15 protein-coding genes are annotated in these 20,318 nt (G+C 74.9%); 9 read left to right on the forward strand and 6 right to left on the reverse strand.

Annotated features, from left to right (window positions below; all coding sequences use genetic code 11):
• Window positions 1–25 precede the first annotated feature (25 nt).
• Window positions 26–2,251 carry a terpene synthase family protein gene (locus tag I003_RS0101690; RefSeq protein WP_486584047.1) on the reverse strand — a complete coding sequence of 742 codons (2,226 nt, stop codon included), beginning with the start codon at window positions 2,249–2,251 and terminating at the stop codon, window positions 26–28.
• Window positions 2,252–2,795: 544 nt separating this feature from the next.
• Between I003_RS0101690 and I003_RS0101695 the strand changes: the two genes are divergently transcribed.
• Complete coding sequence (locus tag I003_RS0101695; protein ID WP_027769895.1) at window positions 2,796–3,191, forward strand: MarR family transcriptional regulator; 396 nt, start codon at window positions 2,796–2,798, stop codon at window positions 3,189–3,191.
• A gap of 22 nt (window positions 3,192–3,213) precedes the next feature.
• Here I003_RS0101695 and I003_RS31320 read toward each other — a convergent pair whose 3' ends face one another.
• On the reverse strand, window positions 3,214–4,446 hold the full coding sequence (locus I003_RS31320) for an MFS transporter (RefSeq protein WP_037719814.1): 1,233 nt from the start codon (window positions 4,444–4,446) through the stop codon (window positions 3,214–3,216).
• Between the two features lie 74 nt (window positions 4,447–4,520).
• Here I003_RS31320 and I003_RS0101705 point away from each other — a divergent pair, with 74 nt between their 5' ends.
• The 3 genes from I003_RS0101705 (at window position 4,521) to I003_RS0101715 (ending at window position 8,157) form a co-directional block, all read left to right on the forward strand.
• Window positions 4,521–5,747 carry an ROK family protein gene (locus tag I003_RS0101705; protein WP_027769896.1) on the forward strand — a complete coding sequence of 409 codons (1,227 nt, stop codon included), beginning with the start codon at window positions 4,521–4,523 and terminating at the stop codon, window positions 5,745–5,747.
• Window positions 5,748–6,242: 495 nt separating this feature from the next.
• Window positions 6,243–7,577, forward strand: coding sequence for an NsdA family TPR-like regulatory protein (locus tag I003_RS0101710; RefSeq protein WP_027769897.1), 1,335 nt, complete (start codon window positions 6,243–6,245; stop codon window positions 7,575–7,577).
• Window positions 7,578–7,623: 46 nt separating this feature from the next.
• Window positions 7,624–8,157 carry an NUDIX domain-containing protein gene (locus I003_RS0101715; protein ID WP_026276246.1) on the forward strand — a complete coding sequence of 178 codons (534 nt, stop codon included), beginning with the start codon at window positions 7,624–7,626 and terminating at the stop codon, window positions 8,155–8,157.
• A 72-nt stretch (window positions 8,158–8,229) separates the two neighbouring features.
• On the opposite strand, the gene I003_RS0101720 is transcribed toward I003_RS0101715, so the two are convergent.
• A complete protein-coding gene (locus I003_RS0101720) occupies window positions 8,230–8,487 on the reverse strand; it encodes a hypothetical protein (RefSeq protein ID WP_027769898.1) in 258 nt (85 codons plus the stop codon).
• A 321-nt stretch (window positions 8,488–8,808) separates the two neighbouring features.
• Between I003_RS0101720 and I003_RS0101725 the strand changes: the two genes are divergently transcribed.
• The 3 genes from I003_RS0101725 to I003_RS0101735 are packed head-to-tail and all read left to right on the forward strand — an operon-like array spanning window position 8,809 to window position 12,502.
• Window positions 8,809–9,111, forward strand: coding sequence for an SHOCT domain-containing protein (locus tag I003_RS0101725; RefSeq protein ID WP_027769899.1), 303 nt, complete (start codon window positions 8,809–8,811; stop codon window positions 9,109–9,111).
• Window positions 9,108–9,920 carry an ABC transporter ATP-binding protein gene (locus tag I003_RS0101730; RefSeq protein ID WP_027769900.1) on the forward strand — a complete coding sequence of 271 codons (813 nt, stop codon included), beginning with the start codon at window positions 9,108–9,110 and terminating at the stop codon, window positions 9,918–9,920. The genes I003_RS0101725 and I003_RS0101730 overlap by 4 nt, the downstream gene beginning before the upstream one ends.
• Window positions 9,917–12,502, forward strand: a complete 2,586-nt coding sequence (locus tag I003_RS0101735; RefSeq protein ID WP_027769901.1) for an ABC transporter permease — start codon at window positions 9,917–9,919, stop codon at window positions 12,500–12,502. Before I003_RS0101730 ends, I003_RS0101735 begins: the two co-directional genes overlap by 4 nt.
• Before the next feature lie 249 nt (window positions 12,503–12,751).
• On the opposite strand, the gene I003_RS0101740 is transcribed toward I003_RS0101735, so the two are convergent.
• Entirely contained in the window at window positions 12,752–13,081 is a 330-nt protein-coding gene (locus I003_RS0101740) for a hypothetical protein (protein ID WP_027769902.1), read from the reverse strand.
• 150 nt (window positions 13,082–13,231) lie between these two features.
• On the opposite strand from I003_RS0101740, the gene cds1 reads away from it, so the two are divergent.
• Complete coding sequence (cds1, locus tag I003_RS0101745) at window positions 13,232–14,374, forward strand: L-cysteine desulfhydrase Cds1 (protein ID WP_027769903.1); 1,143 nt, start codon at window positions 13,232–13,234, stop codon at window positions 14,372–14,374.
• Between the two features lie 12 nt (window positions 14,375–14,386).
• Here the strand turns inward: cds1 and I003_RS0101750 are convergent, their stop codons facing one another.
• Window positions 14,387–15,208 (reverse strand): DeoR/GlpR family DNA-binding transcription regulator, encoded by an 822-nt coding sequence (locus tag I003_RS0101750; RefSeq protein WP_027769904.1) that lies wholly within the window; start codon window positions 15,206–15,208, stop codon window positions 14,387–14,389.
• A gap of 203 nt (window positions 15,209–15,411) precedes the next feature.
• On the opposite strand from I003_RS0101750, the gene I003_RS0101755 reads away from it, so the two are divergent.
• Window positions 15,412–17,892: a hypothetical protein gene (locus tag I003_RS0101755; protein ID WP_027769905.1), complete on the forward strand. Its 2,481-nt coding sequence runs from the start codon at window positions 15,412–15,414 to the stop codon at window positions 17,890–17,892.
• Here the strand turns inward: I003_RS0101755 and I003_RS0101760 are convergent.
• Entirely contained in the window at window positions 17,862–20,315 is a 2,454-nt protein-coding gene (locus I003_RS0101760; RefSeq protein ID WP_027769906.1) for a right-handed parallel beta-helix repeat-containing protein, read from the reverse strand. The two genes, I003_RS0101755 and I003_RS0101760, sit on opposite strands and share 31 nt — an antisense overlap.
• Window positions 20,316–20,318 lie beyond the last annotated feature (3 nt).

The following is a 20,318-nucleotide window of genomic DNA, read 5'->3' on the forward strand; positions in this document are numbered from 1 at the left end:
CCGCAGACGCCGCCCCTCTTTCCCGTCACGCCGGGGGCCCACCCCCGGCCCAGGCCGCGGGCCGGGCCGCCGCCGTGCCCAGCCCCGCCGGCGGCCCGCCCGGCAGCCCCGGCCCGCCCGCGTCCTCCGCCAGCTCCGCGGCCCCGTACCGCCGGACGTGCAGGTGCCAGTTGCGGATCCCCGCCATCCAGTTCCGCAGGTCCGCTACGTACTCCGCCACCGCCGTGCGCACCTCCTCCGGCGCCTCGAAGTCCGGGTACAGCACCGGCGGCCCGGCCGCCGCCACGTGCTCGAACTGCCGCAACCGCCCCGCCGCGAGGTCGTGCACGATCCGCACCGCCGCCGGGTAGCCGACGCCGAAGAAGTTCTCCACCACCAGCACCGCGTTGTGCACGTCGCCCTCGTACTCGATCTCCTTCTGGTAGGAGAACAGGTCGTTGAGCAGGCAGGCGTAGTCGGCGGCCGAGTCCTGCAGCGCGCGCAGCGGCCCGCTCGCGTGCACCTCGGGCGGCAGCGTCTCCGCGCGGCGCAGCCGGCACACCTCCATCGTCAGGGCGGCACCGAAGGTCTCCCGGCGCACCTCGACGTAGTCGACGGGGTCGGGGATGCGGTTCTGCACCCGGTTCGCCAGCTCCCACAGCCAGGAGTCGAGCATGGCGTCCACCGTGGCCCGGAAGGGCGCCCGACGCTCCGGCACCATGCGCGCGGCGGTCCGCCGCCACAGGTCGGCCAGCCCGCGCTCCAGCGCGTTGACGGGCGCGGGCGCCGGGGTTCGGTCGTCCAGCGGCATGCACAGCTTCAGCCGGTCGTTGGCGGCCCGCGCCCCGGCCAGGTCGCGGGCCCGGCCGAAGACGGCGGGGTAGTAGTCGTCCGCGTAGGTGCCCCAGGTCAGCCACTGGGTGACGACCACCAGATCCGCCTCGTCGGCGTCGGGGGCCAGCCCCGCGGCGCAGAGCGCGAAGTCGAAACCGCGCAGCCGCCGGGCGTCCCAGACGTGCGATCCCGGCACCCCCGGCTGGGGCTGGAGGAAACCCGTCCGGCGCGCCCATGCCCGCGTCCGGCTCCTGGCCGCGTCGAGGTGCGGGGACAGGCGCAGCCCGTACGGCATGGGCAGCTCCGGCACCAGGGACGGGCCGACCCGCCGGTGCGGCAGGTGCGCGTACGAGCGCAGCCGCATGGCCCCGGTCGCGTTGAGCGGCCCGCGCACGCCCGCCGCCGGCTCCGCGGGCGTGCCCGGCGCGGCGGCCCGGGCGCCTTCGTTCATGTACCGGCTGGAGCGCAGGTGCCACTCGTGGCCGCCGGACTGCCAGTCCTGCAACCCCTTGGCGTACGCCACCACACGCGCGCACTCCGCCGGCGTCACCTCCTCCTCGGCGAAGAGCGCGGGAAGTTCGGTGAGCGCGGTGTGCTCGAACTGCTGCATCCGCGAGGTCAGCAGGTCGTTGACGCGCTCGGCGGCCTCCTGGGTGCCGCAGCCGAGGAACGTCTCCAGCACCAGGACGCCGTTGCTCAGCTCTCCCTCGTCCTCGACCTCGCGCTGGTACGAGAAGAGGTCGTTGCGCAGGTGCACGGCGTCGGCGAAGGTGTCGCGCAGCACCCGCAGCGGCCGGGATGCGGCCACCCGGTCCGGCACCTCTGCCGCGGCGGCGTACTCCACCAGCCCCGCGGACCACGGCGCCCCACCGACCTTGCGCCGCATCTCGACGTACTCGACGGGGTTGGCCACCCGCCCTTCGTCGATGTTGGCCAGCTCCCACAGCGACTCGTCGAGCAGGTTGACCGTGCTCCGCGCGAACCGCCGCCGCCACCCCGCCGACATCGCGGGTACGGTCCGCGCCCACAGGTCCGCGAGCCCCGCCTCGACGGGGTTGCGCGGCTCCGGCATCTCCACGCCGGACGTCTCCACCGGCATGAACGCCGGCAGCCGGTCCAGATATGCCGTGGCGCCGGCCCGGTCGCGGTCGCGTTTGAAGACCTCCACGAAGTGGTCGTCGAAGAAGAACACCCACACGTACCAGTCCGTGACCAGCGACAGCACGTCCGCGGAGCACTCGGGGTGGGTGTATGCGCACAGCAGCGCGTAGTCGTGCGCGTCGAGGTCGGCGGTGTCCCAGATCCCCGAGCCCTCCAGCATCCCCATCCCGCGCGCCCACGCCCGCGCGTGCGTCCGCGCCTGCTCGACGTGCGGGTTGAGCCGTGCGGGCCACGGCAGGTAGAAGGTCGGCAGTTCGAACGGCTGCTTAGGCGGCATCCGCCCCTCCCCGGTCTCGTTCGCGTCCAGCGCCCGGGGCAGCACTACCCCCGGCGTCAGGGCGGCACCCCGGGATACACCCGCAGGGGTGATGCATCGGCCGCGCGTGCGGTCGGGTGCGAGCGGCGCACGCGGGCGTACGGGCCGCGCGTCGATCCCCGTGCCGTCGTGCGGGCCCGGACCGCTGCTCTTCGACCGCGAACCCGACCTGGTGTGGGGCCTGATCGCGTCGCTGTTCCCGGGGATGTTCCTGCCGCTGCCGACCAACCTGCCGCCAGCGCCGGTGTGGGCGAAGCCGCTGCGCATCCGGCCTGGCCAACGCCCCGTTCGGGGTCACGGTCCACGCCGTCATCGCGCTGATCCTGCTCCGGCCCTGGCCGGGCGGCTGGTCACCGGCGGCGCGGGACGAGCCCGACGCGGATCACGAACGTCATGGCCCCGGCCGGGCCCTCTCATGCGCCGGAGGGTAGACGTACGACCCCGTGTTCAATCCGTTGCACACCGGCCGTCACATGGCGCTCACGGGCTGGTACGGTGCCATGCCATGGCAACGGGGAGCGCCGAAGGCGCGGTCGTTTCTCAATGGCGGGAGATCCGCGCGGTGCACGCGCGGGCTGTGGGTGAGTTGGACCGTGAGCTGCATCGATACGGCATCGGGGCCAGCGACTTCGAGGTGCTGGACGTGCTGCTGGGCATGGCGGCCTCCGGGGACAGGGCGAGCCTGAGGGTCCAGGAGCTGGCGGACCGGGTGCACCTGAGCCAGAGCGCGCTGTCCCGGCTCGTGGGCAGGCTGGAGAAACACGGCCTGGTGACCCGCGGCATGTGCCCCGAGGACCGCAGGGGCGTGCAGGTGTGCGTCACCGACGCGGGCCGTACGCTGCACGCCGAGGCCCTGCCGGTGCAGCGGGCGGTGCTCGCCCGCACCGTCGGCGTCAGGTGACCGGCTGACCCGGTACGGCCCCTCAACTGCCGCGCGGGCTCCCGGTGCGCTGCACGGCCTGCATGGCGTACGCGATGAGCGCCGCCGCCCCGGCGAGCAGCGCGACCGTGCTCAGCGCGGTGCGCAGAGAGAACCAGTCGGCGAGGAAGCCGATCGCCGGCGGGCCGAGGAGCATGCCGCCGTAGCCGAGGGTGGACGCGGCGGCGACACCGTTCGGGCCCGCCAGTTCGCCGGCGCGGCCGATGGCGATGGGGAAGATGTTGGCCAGGCCGAGCCCGGTGAGGGCGAAGCCGGCCAGGGCCCCCCAGACGGACGGGGAGAAGGAGCCGAGCAGCATGCCGGCGCAGGCGGTCGCGCCGCCGGCCACCAAGGCGCGGTTCTGGCCGAGCCGTACCAGCAGCGCGGTGCCGGAGAGCCGGCCGGCGGTCATGGCGAGGGCGAAGACGGAGTAGCCGGCGGCGGCCAGAGCCGGGCCGGCGTCCAGCGACTCCTTGAGGTGCAGCGCGCTCCAGTCGGCCATGGCGCCTTCGCCGTACGCGGTGCACAGGGCGACGAGCCCGAGCACGGCGACGAGCAACCGGATGCGCCCGGCCGGCAGGTCCGCCGCGGCCGGGTCCGGACCGCGCGTCGCGCCGCGCCCGTCGGCGGAGTCCGGCGTGAGGGGTGGGGGCGGCGGCTTGGGGACCGGGAGGGCGAGGAGCGCGGGCCCGGCGAAGGCGGTGACGGCGAGCCCGAGAAGGGCGAGGAGCAGCAGGTGCCGGGTGGGGGAGAGGTGGCCGGCGAGGAGCGCGCCGAGTCCGGCGCCGAGCATCCCGCCGAGGCTGAACGCCGCGTGGAAGCTGGGCATCACCGGCCGCCGCAGGGCGGCCACCAGGTCGACCGCCGCGCTGTTCATGGCGACGTTGATGGAGCCGAACGCGGCGCCGAAGACCAGCAGGACCAGGCCGAGCGCGAGGGCGGAGCGGGTCAGCGGCGGCAGCGACACCCCGGCCGAGAGCAGCACGGCGGTGGCCACGGTGACGGCGTGGGCTCCGTAGCGGCGGATGAGCCCGCCGGTGAGCACCATGGTCGCCACCCCGCCCGCGGACACGCCCAGCAGGGCCAGGCCCAGGGCGCTGGGCGAGGCGCCGGTCTGGTCCTTGATGTCCGGGATACGGACGACCCAGCCGGCGAAGACGAAGCCGTCGAGGGCGAAGAAGACGGTCAGGACGGTACGGAGGCGGGCGAGCCGGCCTCCCGCGGGCCCGCCGGGCACGGGGGTGCCACGCAGGGACCGGGGGAGCGCCGCCCGTATTTTGTTTAGCGTCGGCACAAAGACAGAATAGGAGCGTGACGCCGACTCGTACAAGGCCCGCGCGACCCGAGAGAGGCCGGAGCGCGCTGGGGCCCGCGCTGGAGCTCGTCCACACCGGCCGGGCGCCCACCCGCGCCGTGCTCACCGCCGAGCTGGGCGTGACCCGCGCCACCGCGGGTGCTGTCGCGGCGGAGCTGGAGGCTCTGGGCCTCATCACCGTCGACTCCCGGCCCGCCGCCGCCGGGCACCAGGGCCGGCCCTCGCACGGGCTCTCGGTGAACCCCGAGGGCCCCGTGGTGCTCGCCGCGCAGGTGCACGCGGACGGCTTCCGCGCGGCTCTCGTCGGACTCGGCGGCCGCATCGTCGCCACCGCCCCCGGCTGCGGTACGGTCCCGGCCGACCCCGCGCACGTACTCGCGGCCGTCGTCGAGGAGGGCGCGAAGCTGCTGCGTGCCACCGGGCGGCCGTGCGTGGGCGCGGGCCTGGCCGTGCCGTCCGCGGTCGCCGAGCCGGACGGCGAAGCGCTCAACCCGCTGCACCTCGCCTGGCCCGCGGGCGCGCCCGTACGCCGCATCTTCCACGAGTGCCTGACCGGCTCCGGCATCGAATTCGCCGCCGCCCCCCGGGCGTTCACCGGCAACGACGTCAACCTCGCCGCCCTGGCCGAGCACCGCCACGGTGCCGGCCGCGGCTCCGCGCACCTGCTGTGCGTGGCCACCGGCCACCGCGGCGTCGGCGGGGCACTCGTCCTCGACGGGCGGCTGCACACCGGCAGCGCGGGACTCGCCCTGGAGGTCGGCCACCTGACCGTCAACCCCGACGAGGGCCTGCCCTGCCACTGCGGCAGCCGGGGCTGTCTCGACGTCGAGACCGACCCGCTGGCGCTGCTGACGGCCGCCGGCCGGGCCCCGGGCCCCGAGGTCTCGCTGCTGCAGCAGGCGCGCGAGCTGGTACGCGACGAGTACGCGGACCCAGCGGTCGCCGCGGCCGTCGCCCTGGTCGTGGACCGCCTCGGCCTCGGGCTCGCGGGCCTGGTCAACATCCTCAACCCCGACCGCATCATCCTCGGCGGACTGCACCAGGTCCTGCTGGGTGCGGCCCCCGAGCGGCTGCGCGCCGTGGTGGCGGACCGCAGCCTGTGGGGCCGCAGCGGGGGCGTACCGGTCCTGGAGTGCACGCTCGACCACAACAGCCTGGTCGGCGCGGCCGAACTCGCCTGGCAGCCGGTGCTCGACGACCCCCTCGGCGTGCTGGCGGGCTGAGCGCGGGCGGACCGCCGTTGCCGTGGACCGATGATGTCCGGGCCCGGCGCGGCGGCCCCACCGTCGGACTCGGCTCGGCGGCCGTACCACTGCGAGAGAAGGCCCCCCTGGCGAAGCTGCTGTACTCGGCCACCATGTCGCTCGACGCTCCAGCCGGATCCGGGCGCCGCCGGGGCGGTCGGAGAGCCGGACGCCGCCCCCGCCCCCGGTCGCGAGCGTCCGGGGGCCGGACCGCCGTCCGGTCCCCGGCGCCCGCGCCGGTGGGGGGGTGCCGCCCGCCCGGCCGGCCGGGTGCCGGGTCCGGCGCGGCCGGGCGGTGCGGCTACGGAACCGCCGCCAGGCTGCGGGGAAGCGAGCGGACCCGATGCCGCACAGTCAACTCGCCACCCCTGTCCACCGGGAGGGCGCACACGCCACGACTGCGGGCGCGCACTTCACACCCCGTGTGAAAGGCCCTCGGTTACGCTGGCGAACACCCTGCTCGCGGGAGGGCACATGGAGCCCAACACCCTGCTCGACGCGGCGCTCGACGAAGCCGGGATCTCCCACGCCGGGCTCGCCGCGCACGTCAACCGGGCCGGCGCGGCCCGCGGTCTGCGGCTGCGCTACGAGCACACCGCCGTCGCCCGCTGGCTCAAGGGCCAGCGACCACGCGGCCAGGTGCCCGACCTCATCTGCGAGGTGCTCGCCGAGCGGCTCGACCGCCCGGTCACCCTGGACGACATCGGCTTCGGCGCCGCCGGCGGCCCCTCGGCCGCCGCACCGCTCGCCCGCTTCGTCGAGCGGGCCACCGCGCTGTGGCGCTCCGACGAACAGCAGCACCCGCACGTCGTCGGCGCCCGCGCGCTCACCGGCACCCCGGCCGTCATCCCGGTCTGGGAGTGGGAGAACCCGCCGGAGGACGGGGACGTCTCCCGTACGGGCCCGGTGCACGTCAGCGAGGCCGACGTCACCACCCTCCAGGCCGCGCGCGTCCACTACGAGCAGATGTACCGCAAGGCCGGCGGCATGGCGACCCGCGCCCGCGTCGTGCGCTTCCTCAACTCCGAGGCGGCGCCGCTGCTGCGCGGCTCGTACGGCGACGGCCTCGGCCGCCGGCTGCACCGGGCCACCGGCGGCCTCGTCGCCGTCGCCGGCATCTGCGCGTACGACTCGGATGCCCTCGGTCTCTCCCAGCGCTACTTCCATCAGGCGCTGCGGCTGGCGAAGGCCAGCGGGGACCGGGGCTTCGGCGCGTACGTCATCGCCATGCTCGTCAACCAGTCGCTGTTCCTCAGGGAGTACCGCCAGGCGGTGGCGTTCGCGGAGGCCGCGCTGCGGGCCGCGGACGAGGACGTCAGCCCCGCGCTGGCGGCCGACCTCTACGCGATGCAGGCCAAGGCGTACGCCTTCCTCGGCGACCGCTCGGGCGCCCTGGCCTGCATCCGCCGCGCCGAATCCGCTGCCGGGCGGATCAGCACACGCCAGGAGCCGGCCGAGACGGACTACGTCCAGCCGGGGCTGGTCAACGTGCAGGTCGCCGAGGCACTGTTACGCATCGGGGACCTGCGTGCCGCCCGCGAACAGGCGGCGACCGCCGTGCACCGGCCCGCACACGACCGGGGGCGGGTGCACCGGCTGGCGATACTGAGCCACGTCGAGCTGCGCCAGGGGGACGCCGAGGAGGCGGCGCAGTCGGCGCTGGAAATGGCACGAGCGGCCAGAGGGATGGAATCGCAGCGGCTGCGGGACAGGTTGCGCGCGGTCCGTCGCCATCTGACCGAGACCGGCGGAGGGGGGACCGCCGAGGCGGCAGAGCTGATCGACGCAGCGTTGCGCGTTCCGCTCTGAGGCGGGGGCCGTCACCGCCACTGGACGGCGACAAGGGGGATGGTACGTGCGATGGAGGAATCTCAGGGAGCACACCGTGTACGAAAACCGCTGGTTCCGCGTCAACCTGGCCGACGTGGAACTCCCGGACGGGCGCCACCTTGACCACTATCTGATCCGCCTGCGACCCGTCGCCGTGGCGACCGCGGTCAACGAGGCGAACGAGGTGCTGCTGCTGTGGCGGCACCGTTTCATCACCGACGTCTACGGATGGGAGCTGGCCGCCGGGGTGGTGGAGGACGGGGAGGATCCCGCGGCCGCCGCCGCCCGCGAGATGGAGGAGGAGACCGGCTGGCGGCCCGGCCCGCTCACGCACCTGATGACCGTCGAGCCGTCCAACGGCCTGACGGACGCCCGGCACCTCATGTACTACGCCACGGAGGCGGTGCAGATCGGCGATCCCGAGGACGACTTCGAGTCCGACAGACGCGAGTGGGTGCCCCTGAAGGGGGTGCCCGACATGGTCGGCCGCGGGGAGGTGCCCGCGGCGAACATGGCCGCCGCGCTGCTGATGCTCCATCACCTCCGCCTCGGCGCCTGACCCGCTCACGCCCGTCCGCCGGTCCCGCCACGGCGGGACCGGCGGACGGTGCTCGATGGCCCGGTACGCCGCTCAGCGGCCCAGGGCCTGCCATAACGCCAGTGCCATCGCCGCCGCGCCGGTCAGCGCGGCGATCGACGGCAGTGGCCAGCGCGAGTGCTCCAGCGAGGTGACGCGTGCCGTCAGCTCGTCGATCTCCCGCTCCATCTGCTGACTGCGCTGCGACAGCAGCGCGAGCCGCCCGTCGATGCGGGCCAGGCCCACATCGAGGGAACGCCGGATCTCGGCGAGCTCGGACACGACCGCACTCGTGTCGGGTTCGGTGGCCACGGTCTGCTCTCCTTTGTCCCGTCCGTGCCCCCGCGTCCATCACCCATACAAACGCCACCAGGGGGGCGCGCGGCAGCGTGTGGAGGGTGCATGTGCACGTGCATCGGACGCGCCCCGTGTGAATTCGTCACGCACGGTGATGGCGAGGGCCGCACGAACCGGCCGTCACCCCCCGGAACCCGGCGGGAAGCAGCCGGAGACCGCCCGCGTACTCCGCCGGGAGCAGGCCAGGTGCCGCTGGCCGTACGACGACCAGGACCCCCTCGCGGCGGGAGTCTCGATGGCATCGGCACCACGGCAACCATCGAGGAGTTGAGACCGATGAACACGCTGGCGCACTGGGACGACGGCGGACCCGGACCCTGGATACTGCTCTTTCCGCTCATGTGGGCGCTGGTCATCGGCGGCCTGGTCTTCTTCGTCCGCCGCGTCGTCCGGGGTGGCCGGGGCGGCCCCTGGCAGCGGTTCCGGGGCGGCCCCGGCCACGGCGAGCAGTCGCCGATCGCGGTCCTCGGCCGGCGCTTCGCGGCCGGTGAGATCGACGAGGACGAGTACTGGCGCCGGCTGTCCGTGCTGAACGAGGAGTTCGGCCGCCACGCCGAGGGCAAGGGCGGTGCGGCATGACGCCCCCGGCCACCGCTCCCGTGCTCACCGGCTCGGCGGCCCGCGTCGTCGACGCGGTCAAGGTCTACGGCAGCGGTGACACCGAGGTCCGGGCGCTCGACGGCGTCGGCGTCACCTTCCCGGCCGGGCGGTTCACGGCCATCATGGGCCCCTCCGGGTCCGGGAAGTCGACGCTGATGCACTGCGCCGCCGGTCTCGACACGCTCACCGCGGGCGCCGCCTTCATCGGCGACACCGAGCTGGGCGCGCTCGACGACAAGCGGCTGACGATGCTGCGCCGCGACCGGATCGGCTTCGTCTTCCAGGCGTTCAACCTGCTGCCGACGCTGACCGTCGCGGAGAACATCACGCTGCCGATGGACCTCGCGGGACGCCGCGGCGACCCCGCCTGGGTCGGCTCGCTGATCGATGTGGTCGGCCTGCGCGACCGGCTGCACCACCGGCCCGCCGAGCTCTCCGGCGGCCAGCAGCAGCGCGTCGCCGTGGCCCGCGCCTTCGCCGGCCGGCCCGACGTGGTCTTCGCCGACGAGCCGACCGGGAACCTCGATTCGCGCTCCGGCGCCGAGGTCCTGGGCCTGCTCGCCGACACCGTGCGCGAACTGGGCCGCACCGTCGTCATGGTCACCCACGACCCGGTCGCCGCGGCCTACGCCGACGAGGTGGTCTTCCTCGCCGACGGCCGCCTCGTCGACCGCATGGCTTCGCCCACCGCGGACCGCGTGCTGGACCGCATGCAGCGCTTCGTGGGCGAGACCGCCCGTACGGACCGTTCGCCGGACACCACCGCGGAGAGGAGGAGCCCGTCATGAGCGGCACCCGCGCGTCGCTGCGGCTGAGCATGGCCGGACTGCGCATGCACAAGCGGCGGTTCGCCGGCACCTTCTTCGCCGTGCTCCTCGGCGTGGCGTTCCTCGGGGGCACCCTCGTCATGGGGGACACCCTCAGGTCCAGCTTCGACGCCATGTTCGGCCGCGCCACCGGCGGTACGGACGCGGTGGTGCGCGGCGACGACATGATCACCACCCCCGGCGAGTCCTTCGGCACCCGCCGGACCGTCCCGGCCCGGCTCGCGGACGAGATCGCACAGATGCCGGGCGTCGCCGCGGCCGAGCCCCGGATCGAGGGCCCCGGGCAACTCCTCGACAAGGACGGCGAGCCGGTGGGCGGCGGGGGCCCTCCGACCCTGGCCGGAAACTGGATCGCCGACGAGGACCTGAACTCGTATCAGATCGCCGAGGGCCGCGCCCCCGAGCGCTCCGGCGAGGCGGTCGTCAACCGGGGCGCGGCGAAGGACGCCGGCCTCGGGATCGGCGACACCACGACCGTGCGCACCCCCGACCCGCTGAAGGTGACGATCGTCGGCATCTCCACCTTCGGTGGTGAGGACGCCATGGGCCGGACCACCTTCACGGCGCTGACCCGGGCCGACGCGGAGAAGTATCTGACGGCCCAGCCCGGCCGGGCCACCGGCATCCAGGTGCGCGCGGGCCCGGGGGTGAGCCAGTCCGAGCTGGTCGCGTCCCTGTCGCCCGTCCTGCCCGACGGCATCGAGGCCGTCACCGGACAGGAGGTCACCGAGGAGAACCAGGACCAGATCGCCGGTCAGTTCCTCAGCGGCTTCACCGCCGGCCTGCTCGGCTTCGCGGGCGTGGCCATGCTGGTCGCGACGTTCAGCATCTACAACACCTTTGCGATCGTCGTCGCCCAGCGCACCCGGGACAACGCCCTGCTGCGGGCGCTCGGCGCCACCCGGCGCCAGGTCGTCGGCCAGACCATGGCCGAGGCACTGGCCGTCGCCGTGCTCGCCTCGCTCGTCGGCCTCGCCGGGGGCGTGGGGATCGCGGCCGGGCTGCAGGCGCTGTTCCCGGCGGTCGGCTTCCCGTTCCCCGACGGCGATCTGGTGATCAGCGGGCTGTCACTCGCGCTGCCGTTCGTCACCGGCGTCGTGGTGTGTCTGGCCTCCGCGCTGGCGCCCGCCGTCCGCGCCGGCCGCACCTCCCCGCTGGCGGCGCTGCGCGAGACGGCGGTGGACGACTCCGGCTCCTCGCGGGTGCGCGCCGTCGTCGGCGGCGCGCTCACCGCCGCGGGCGCCGCGCTGACGGTGTACGGAGCCTCCGCCGGTCCGTCGGTGGTGCTGACCGTCGCCGGCGCGCTGGTCACCCTCGCCGCGTTCGTGGTGCTGGGCCCGGTGGCGTCCTCGTACGCCGTACGGATCCTCGGCGCCCCGCTGCGCCGCATGAACGGCCGCCTGGCCCGCCGCAACGCGCTGCGCAGTCCGAAGCGCACGGCGGCCACCGCGACCGCACTGATGATCGGCGTCGCCGTGGTGTCCCTCTTCACCGTCTTCGGCGCCTCGCTGAAGTCCACGATGGACCAGACCGTCTCGCGCGCCTTCGCCGGCGACGTGGCGGTGCGGGTGCCGGCGTTCGGGCCGGAGAGCGGCGCGCTGAGCCCGAAGGTCGCCCCGGCGGTCGCGAAGCTGCCGGAGGTGGAGCACGCGCTCGGCCTGGGCACCGGCGTGGCCCGGGTGGCCGACGGGGGCGGCGCCCGGGCCGGGGGCCGCGGGGGAGGCCGTGCCCTGACCCTCACCGATCCCGCACGGATGGGCGACGTGCTGGACCTCGGTGCCGTCCGGGGCAGCCTGACGGACCTGGGCACGGACGGAGTCGCGGTCTCCGCGAGCGAGGCGGACGACCACGGCTGGAAGGTCGGCAGCACCGCGGACTTCACCTTCACCGACGGCGAGCGGCAGTCCTTCACCGTACGGGCCGTGTACGACCGGGCGGACCTGGCCGGCGACTACGTCCTCACCCGTGAGGCGTGGGAGCCGCACCGGATGCAGGACTCCGACTCCCTGGTGGCCGTCGCCTTCAAGGACGGCGTGGCCGAGGAGGACGGCAAGGCCGCGGTGGAGGCCGTCGCCGAGCGGTACGGCAACCCGGAGGTGCAGACGCGGGACGAGTTCGCCGAGTCCTCGGCGGCCGGCGTCGACATGATGCTGACGCTGGTGTACGCGCTGCTGGCACTCGCCGTGCTCATCGCCCTGCTGGGCATCGCCAACACCCTGACCCTCGCCGTGCACGAGCGGACCCGCGAACTGGGCCTGCTGCGCGCGGTCGGCCAGACCCGGGCGCAGCTTCGCGCGATGGTCCGCTGGGAGTCGGTGCTCGTGGCCGCCTTCGGCACGGCGGGCGGGCTGACGCTCGGCGCGTTCCTCGGCTGGGCCATGACGAAGGCCACGGACTCCTCCGGAGACGGGGTGTTCACGGTGCCGCCGGTGCAGTTGGCGATCGTGGCCCTGGTCGGCCTCACGGCAGGAGCCCTGGCGGCCTGGCGCCCGTCCCGGCGTGCGGCACGGCTGGACGTTCTGGGCGCGATCGCCACGGAGTGACCCGCGGCCGGCGTGATCCGGTGACCGGTGGCCCCGTCCGGCTCCCTGGGGAGCGGGGCGGGGCACGGCGCTGCGCGGGCGGCGGCCCGCACGGACCCGGTCCGGCGAGGACGGCGCAGGGTCGTGTCCCGCGGCACGAGGGCCCCGGGAACGGAGGCACCGGCACCGGGACGCGTCAGGGCGCGGCAGGTGCCGGTCAGACGCAGCATCGGCCCGCCGGGCCGGCCCCGGCTCCGCGGAGCGCGTGCCTCAGCCGAAGTTCGTCGTGCCGCGCGCGGCGCGTACCGCTTCGAGGAAGCGGCCCGCCGCCTTCGCGCCGGACTCCTCGTCCCTGCCCCGTTCGCCCGTCAGCGTCAGGACGTACTGCCTGCCGTTGACCGACGCCAGTGCCCGGTCGCCGCGGCCGAACCACGGCCGCGCCGCACGCACGTCCTTCACCGGGGCGCTGTCGATCTGGGTGCCGTAGCTGGTGAGCAACTCCAGCCGGCCGTCCTTGATATGCACCTGTCCCGCCCGGGTCAGCGAGCGCAACCAGCGCCCTATCCGCACCCCGCGAGCCGTGTACTCCGTCTCCGCCACGCCGACCCTCCTCGGCTCCCCCACAGCGCTCCCCCTGGAGCGATGAGCGCGCATGGGCGGCACCGCCTGCACGCGCGGGCGGCACCAGCACTCCTGCCAGTGTGCCCACGACCGGCCGAGGTGGCCAGAGGCCATGCATATGATCGGGGCGTGAGCGCCAGCGCACCACCCCCGGCCGCCGCGCCCGGCGGCGCCCGCCCGACCCTCGACGTCGACCGCAGCGACCCCGGCGCGCGCGCCTGGCTCAAGGAGGCCGTCCGCAAGGTGCAGGCCGACGCCAACCGCACCGCGGACACCCACCTGCTCCGGTTCCCGCTGCCCGAGAGCTGGGGCATCGACCTGTATCTCAAGGACGAGTCCACCCATCCGACCGGCAGTCTCAAGCACCGCCTCGCGCGCTCGCTCTTCCTCTACGGGCTGTGCAACGGCTGGATCCGCCGCGGCAAGCCCGTCATCGAGGCGTCCTCCGGCTCCACCGCCGTCTCCGAGGCGTACTTCGCCGACCTGATCGGCGTGCCCTTCATCGCCGTGATGCCGCGCACCACCAGCAGGGAGAAGACCCGCCTCATCGAGTTGCACGGCGGCACCTGCCACTTGGTGGACGACCCGCGGACGGTGTACGAGGAGTCCGCCCGGCTGGCCGAGGAGACCGGCGGCCACTACATGGACCAGTTCACCTACGCCGAGCGGGCGACGGACTGGCGTGGCAACAACAACATCGCCGAGTCGATCTACACCCAGCTCCGCCTGGAGCGCTACCCCGAGCCAGCCTGGATCGTCGCCACCGCGGGCACCGGCGGCACGTCGGCCACCATCGCCCGCTACGTGCGCTACCTCCAGTACGACACCCGCGTCTGCGTCGCCGATCCGGAGAACTCCTGTTTCTTCGACGGCTGGGAGAGCGGCGACCCGGGCGCCACCGCCGAGCACGGCTCACGCATCGAGGGCATCGGCCGCCCCCGCATGGAGCCCAGCTTCCTGCCCGCGGCCATCGACCGGATGATGAAGGTCCCCGACGCGGCCACCGTCGCGGCGGTACGCGCCCTGGAGCGGGCCGTCGGCCGCCGCGCGGGCGGCTCGACCGGCACCGGGCTGTGGAGCGCGCTGAAGATCGTCGGGGAGATGGTGGCGGAGGGCCGCCACGGCAGCGTCGTCACGCTGATCTGCGATCCGGGCGACCGCTACCTCGACAAGTACTACTCCGACGACTGGCTCGCCGGGCAGGGCCTGGACATCGGCCCGTACGCCGCGCACCTCGACGCCTTCCTCGCCACCGGCCGCTGGGCCTGCTGACGGCCCCGCCGCTCAGCCCTCCGCCGGCTCCTGCGGCTCGCCCGCGACCACGACCTCCGGCAGGTGCTCCGCCATCTCCGCGCGCGCCTGCGGGCGCACCCCCGGATCGGTGACCAGCGCGTCCACCGCGTCCAGCGAGGCGAAGGAACTCAGGCCCACCGTGCCCCACTTGGTGTGGTCCGCGACCACCACGACCCGCCGCGCGGCCCGCACCAGATGCCGGTTCGTCTCCGCCTCGGCCAGGTTCGGCGTCGAGAGCCCCGCCTGCACCGATATACCGTGCACCCCGATGAACAGCACGTCGAAGTGGAGCGTGCGGATCGCCTGGTCGGTCACCGGGCCGACCAGCGAGTCCGACGGCGTACGCACCCCGCCGGTCAGCACCACCGTCGCGCCGCGCGCCCCCGGCTGCTGCGCCGCGTAGAACACGTCGGCGACGCGCACCGAGTTGGTCACGACGGTCAGGTCCGGAACCTCCACCAGATGCCGGGCCAGTGCGAACGTCGTCGTCCCGCCGGAGAGCGCGATGGCCGCGCCCGGCGCCACCATCTGCGCCGCCGCGCGGGCGATCTCCTCCTTCGCGCCCGTCTCCCGGGACGACTTGGCCTCGAAGCCCGGCTCGTGCGTGCTCGCCTCGGCCAGCGGGACCGCACCGCCGTGCACCTTCTCCACGACCCCCTGGCGCGCGAGCGCGTCGAGGTCGCGCCTGATGGTCATGTCCGAGACGTTCAGCCGGCGCGTCAGCTCGTTCACCCGCACCCCGCCGCGGCGCCGGACCTCGTCCAGGATGAGGGCCCGGCGCTGCTCCGCGAGCAGGTTCTGGTTGTCGCTCACGCCGTCCGCCCTTCGTCCCGGGGTCGCCTGTCCCGGTCATCCTCCCATGCGTATACGACACGCGGCTGGGGGTGTTCGCCCACCGGGGCGCCGTCCGCGTCACGATTCTGCTTCGCCTCCCGCGCGGGAGGCTGCGCCGGACGGCCGATCCCTGGATGCTGGTCACCGGTACTCGACGCGGGACGGCACGGGGGGCGAGGGGCATGCAGCCGGAGGCGCTGAGCGCCAAGGGGCGCACACCGCAGGGCGGGACGGGCGGACCGGCCGGCGACGACCGTACGGCGCCGCAGCCGGCGCTGGAGTTACTGGTCCACGGCGTGGGCGGGGCGACTCCGCAGGAGATGCTGGGGGACCCGCGCACGGAGCTGGTCACCGGTGACGGTACGGCCGGCATCCACCGCCGTACGGACGACGTGCGGGCGGAGGAAGCGGCGGGGAAGGAGCGCGGGCAGAGCGGCGGATCCGGGGCGGAGCCGGTGCAGGAGGCGTACTGCTGGTCCAACCTCACCTCCGGCAACGGTGCTCGCGCGCTGTGGCTGGTCCTGCTCCCCTTCATGATCGCCAACCTCGTGCACTGGATGCGTCCCGCGGCCCCGTCCGGGCACCGCGCGCACCGCGCCTACGACGTGCTCGTGCGCATCTTCGCCCTCACCCTCACCGTGCAGCTCGTGCTGGCGGCCGGCGAGGTGACGCTCGATCTGCTGGCCTGGCAGTGCGCGGGCAGCGCGCACTGCGTCGCCGACAAGTCGTGGCTCGGCTTCATGTCCGCCGGCTCCGGCGGCTGGTTCGGGGCGCCCGGCCGGCGGCTCGCGCTGGGCGCGCTGGTGCCCGTGCTGCTGACGGCGTTGCTGTGGTGGCTGTCGCGGCGCACCTGGAGCATCTACGAGTCGGCCAAGCCCTCGCCGCGTACCGGCGGCGCCCCCGGTGCCGTCTCCGGCGAGCAGTCCGCGCTGGCGCTGCCCGGCTTCTGGTACGGGCGCCGGCTGGTGGCCCGGCTGCGCGCGGCGCACACCGCCACGGGCCTGCTCGCCGTCGCCTCCGCGCTCGTCGCCGTCACCGCCGCGGCCGACGAGGACGCCGGCGGCGGGCTGCGGGCCGCCGGCTGGGTGCTCGTCGCCCTGATCACGGCCGGCTGGATCGCCGTCGTCGCCCTGGTGTGCCGCTCGGGCCGGACCGAGGCGGAGCCGGACATGGGAGAGGACCGCCGCGCCGTACGGGCCCTGCCCCTCGGCTCGCTCGCCCTGCTGGCGGCGGTGCTCGTGCACACCGCCTGGTCCCGCCCCGACTGGACCTCCTCCGGCCGGCTGCCCGGCACGTCGGTCTTCGGCGGCCTGGCCGTGGCGCAGGGCGCGCTCGCCGCCGGGCTCGCGGTCACCGGATGGCTCCTCCAGCGGCGCGCCGCCGGGGAGCCGCCCGCGCTGCGCGGCCTCGCGGGCGCGTGCGTCGCGCTGCTGGCCAGCGCCGTGGCCGGGGTCTTCTCCGGGGGCGTCGCCCAGCGCGTCGCCGACTGGCTGGACCGCGGCGCCACCCCCGGCGAGAACGGCCCGCTCGCGGGCCCGCCCGTGGTGCTGTCCTGGCAGGCCACGGCGATACCGCTGATCGTCCTGCTCGTGCTGCTGCTGGCGCTGGCAGGCGCCTGGCGGACGTGGGTGCAGCGCCGCCGGATCACCACCGAGGTCGCCGGGCTCTACCCCACCGAGCACCGGTACACCGAGGACAACGACCCGCGCACCGGCCGCATCGCCGGCGCCATCGCCCGCGCCCGGCTCACCGACGACGCGCCCCCCGCGATCGGCGCCGCCGCGCTGGCCACCCTGGTCCTCGGCGCGGGCGCCGTACTCGGCGCCTGGCTCACCGGCGAGGTCCCCGGCGAGGCCGCCGCCGGCGCCCCCGACCCGCTGCCCGGACTGGCCCGGACCGGGCAGGCACTCGGTTCCTGGATGATGGGCGCCGGGGTCGTCCTGCTGCTGGCCATGGGCCGGCAGGCGTACCGGGACCCCAAGTCGCGCCGTACGATCGGGATCCTCTGGGACGTCGGCACCTTCTGGCCGCGCGCCGCCCACCCCTTCGCGCCCCCCTGCTACGCCGAGCGCGCCGTGCCCGACCTCGCCTGGCGGACCAGCACCTGGACCACCCGCACCGGCGGCTGCCTGGTCATCTCCGGGCACTCCCAGGGCAGCGTGCTCGCCGCCGCCGCGGTCTGGCAGCTCGACCCGGACATCCGCGGCCGGGTCGCGCTGCTGACGTACGGATCCCCGCTGCGCCGGCTCTACGGGCGCTGGTTCCCGGCGTACTTCGGCGACCGGGCGCTGGCCGGACTCGACGACCAGACGCACGCCTGGCGCAACCTGTGGCGGCTGACCGACCCGATCGGCGGCCCGGTGCGGCCCACGCCCCCCGACGGGCGGCCCAGCGACGTCGACCGCAAGCCGCTCAAGGACCCGCTGGCCTTCGAGCGCACGCCGGAACACCCGCTGCCCGCCGCGATCAACGCGCACTCCGACTACCAGGCCGACCCGGCCTTCGCCGTCGAACGCGCCGAACTGCTCGCCCGCGTCGCCGTCGTCCCGGCCCTACCCGCGGAGAAGTGGCCGCGGCAGGTGCCGCGGCCCGCGGGGGAGCCGGACGCGCGGACCGGTACGGGCGCGGCGGGTCAGGGCAGCGCCGGGATGTCGTCCGCGTAGAGGAGCGTCAGCTCGTCGGTCGTGGGGTCCGGAAGCTGGGCCACCCGGCCGGCGTGCCGCTCCACCATCGCCTCGAACGTCTGCCGCGCGGTACGGCCGTTGCCGAAGCCGGCGCCCTTGGGGATCACCGTGAAGTACTTCAGCAGCGCCTCGTCCGTGCCGTCGCCGAGGCGGTACTCGTGCTCCTCGGCCTGCTGCGTGACTATGCGCAGCAGTTCCTCCGCGGTGTAGTCGCCGAAGGTGATGGTGCGTGAGAAGCGCGAGGCGACCCCGGGGTTGACGGCGAGGAACCGCTCCATCTCCGTGGTGTAGCCGGCGGCGATGACCACGACCGACTCGCGGTGGTCCTCCATCAGCTTCACCAGCGTGTCGATGGCCTCGCGGCCGAAGTCGCGGCCGGAGTCCTCGGGCGCCAGCGCGTACGCCTCGTCGATGAACAGCACACCGCCGTGGGCCCGTTCGAACGCCTGCTGGGTGCGGATCGCCGTCGAGCCGATGTGCTCCCCGACCAGGTCCACCCTGGAGACCTCGACCAGATGCCCGCGCTCCAGCACGCCGAGCGAGGAGAGGATCTCGCCGTACATCCGCGCCACCGTCGTCTTGCCGGTGCCGGGAGAGCCGGTGAAGACCAGGTGGCGGCGGACCGACGCGGCCTTCAGGCCCGCCTGCCGGCGCCGCCGGCCGACCTCGATCATGTCGGTCAGGGCCCGTACCTCGCGCTTGACGTTCTCCAGCCCGACCAGCGCATCCAGCTCGGCCAGCACCTCCCGGGCGGGCCGGGCCACCGGCTGGACCTCGGCGGCCGGCCGCGCGGCACCCGCCGCACCCGCCGGCTGCGGCGCGAACGCGCCGAGCAGGCCGTCCGGTTCCGGCTCGGTGCGGGCGGCGGGCACGGTGGGGCGGGCGCTCGCCGTCTCCGCGCTCTCGTCGCTCGTGCAGTCCTCCACGACGGGGCCGCCGCCGGAGCCCTCCGGGGCGGAGGGGCCCGCGTCCGCGAACTCGTAACCGCCGCGCGCGCAGCGCTCCGTACGGCACCGGGTCAGGGCCGTACGGCAGCCGTCGATGACATGGAAGCCGTAACCGAGGCTGCCGGTGACCCGGCAGCCGGTGAAGGAACCGCGCCCCGCGGCCGAGACGTACACCCCGGCCTCGGTGGGCGAGGTGATCGTGCAGCCCTCGACGGCGGGGTCGGCGCCCTTGGTGACGATGATCCCCGAGGCGACGGAGTCGACCGTGGTGTCCCGCACCGTGCCGCCGCTGCCGTGGTCGCGGAACCACGCGCCCGTCGCCGCGTCCCGGATCCGGCACTGCTCCAGAGCCACCGTGGCGCCGTCGCTCACCGACACCGCCGTGCCGCGCACCTGCGCGAGGTCGGTGTCGCTCGCCTCCACCGCCGAGCCGCGGTCGAGCACGACCAGCGCGTCCGGCACGTCGTGGACCCGGCAGGACGTGAACGCCGCGGCGGCGCCGTCGCTCACCCAGACCGCGGGATAGTCGCCGGTGCTGTCGTGGACCTCGCACTGCGCCGCCTCGGCGCGCGTGCCCGCGTCCCACACCGACAGACCGTTGCGGCCGAACCGGCGCACCGTCACCCGGGTCAGCCGCGCCTGCGCGCGCGAGCGCAGGTCGACGGCGTTCTCCGGGACGTCGTGGACCTCGCAGTCGGTGAGCTTGACGACGGCCTCGGTGTCGAGCGAGACGCCGTCGCCGGACGTGCGGTGCACCGTACAGTCCGTCAGCTCACCGGAGGCCCGGGACGTCAACTGCACGCCCGCGCCTTTGATCTCGTAGACCTCGCAGCCCACCGCCTCGACCGTGCTGCCCTCGCCCGTGAGGAGCAGCCCGGCGCCGCCCGCGTGGTGGATGCGGCACTGCGACAGATGCGCGCTGGAACCGCCGCGCACCGCGACCCCGCTGCGCCCCGCGGCCAGCACCTCGCAGCCCTCCAGCACGCCGCCGGACCCGTCGGCGAACGTGACCCCCGTACCCGCCGGGTTGTCCACGGCGCACCGGCGGACCGTGGGCCGGGCGTCGCCGCGGACCTCTATGCCCGCGGCGGAGCGGGTGACGACCCGCAGCCCGGTCAGCTCCGGCCGGCCCGACTCGACGAGCACCGCCGCAACCGCCGCGTCCTCCCCCTCGACGTGCAGCCCTTCGATGACCGCGGACGCCCGGACGGTCAGCGCCACCCCGTCGGCCGGCGCGATGCGGACGGAGCCGACCGCGCCGCCCGGCCCGCGCAGCGTCACCGCCCGCTCCAGCACCACGTTTTCCCGGTACGTGCCCGGGGCCAGCGACAGCACGTCGCCGTCGCCGGCGGCCTCCAGGGCCGCGGCGAGCGACCCGTACTCCCCGGTGCGCCGGCGCCATCGTCCGGCCCTGACGGAACCGGTGTGCGTGACCTGGACGGAGCCCTGTGCCATGTC

The organism is Streptomyces sp. CNQ329, from assembly GCF_000482585.1.

Coding starts and splice junctions, on each gene's coding strand:
- I003_RS0101710 (WP_027769897.1), top strand. CDS start 6,243: ATGGAGCCCAACACCCTGCTCGACGCGGCGCTCGACGAAGCCGGGATC.
- I003_RS0101725 (WP_027769899.1), top strand. CDS start 8,809: ATGAACACGCTGGCGCACTGGGACGACGGCGGACCCGGACCCTGGATA.
- I003_RS0101690 (WP_486584047.1), bottom strand. CDS start 2,251: ATGCCGCCTAAGCAGCCGTTCGAACTGCCGACCTTCTACCTGCCGTGG.
- I003_RS0101735 (WP_027769901.1), top strand. CDS start 9,917: ATGAGCGGCACCCGCGCGTCGCTGCGGCTGAGCATGGCCGGACTGCGC.
- I003_RS0101695 (WP_027769895.1), top strand. CDS start 2,796: ATGGCAACGGGGAGCGCCGAAGGCGCGGTCGTTTCTCAATGGCGGGAG.
- I003_RS0101730 (WP_027769900.1), top strand. CDS start 9,108: ATGACGCCCCCGGCCACCGCTCCCGTGCTCACCGGCTCGGCGGCCCGC.
- I003_RS0101760 (WP_027769906.1), bottom strand. CDS start 20,315: ATGGCACAGGGCTCCGTCCAGGTCACGCACACCGGTTCCGTCAGGGCC.
- I003_RS0101755 (WP_027769905.1), top strand. CDS start 15,412: ATGCAGCCGGAGGCGCTGAGCGCCAAGGGGCGCACACCGCAGGGCGGG.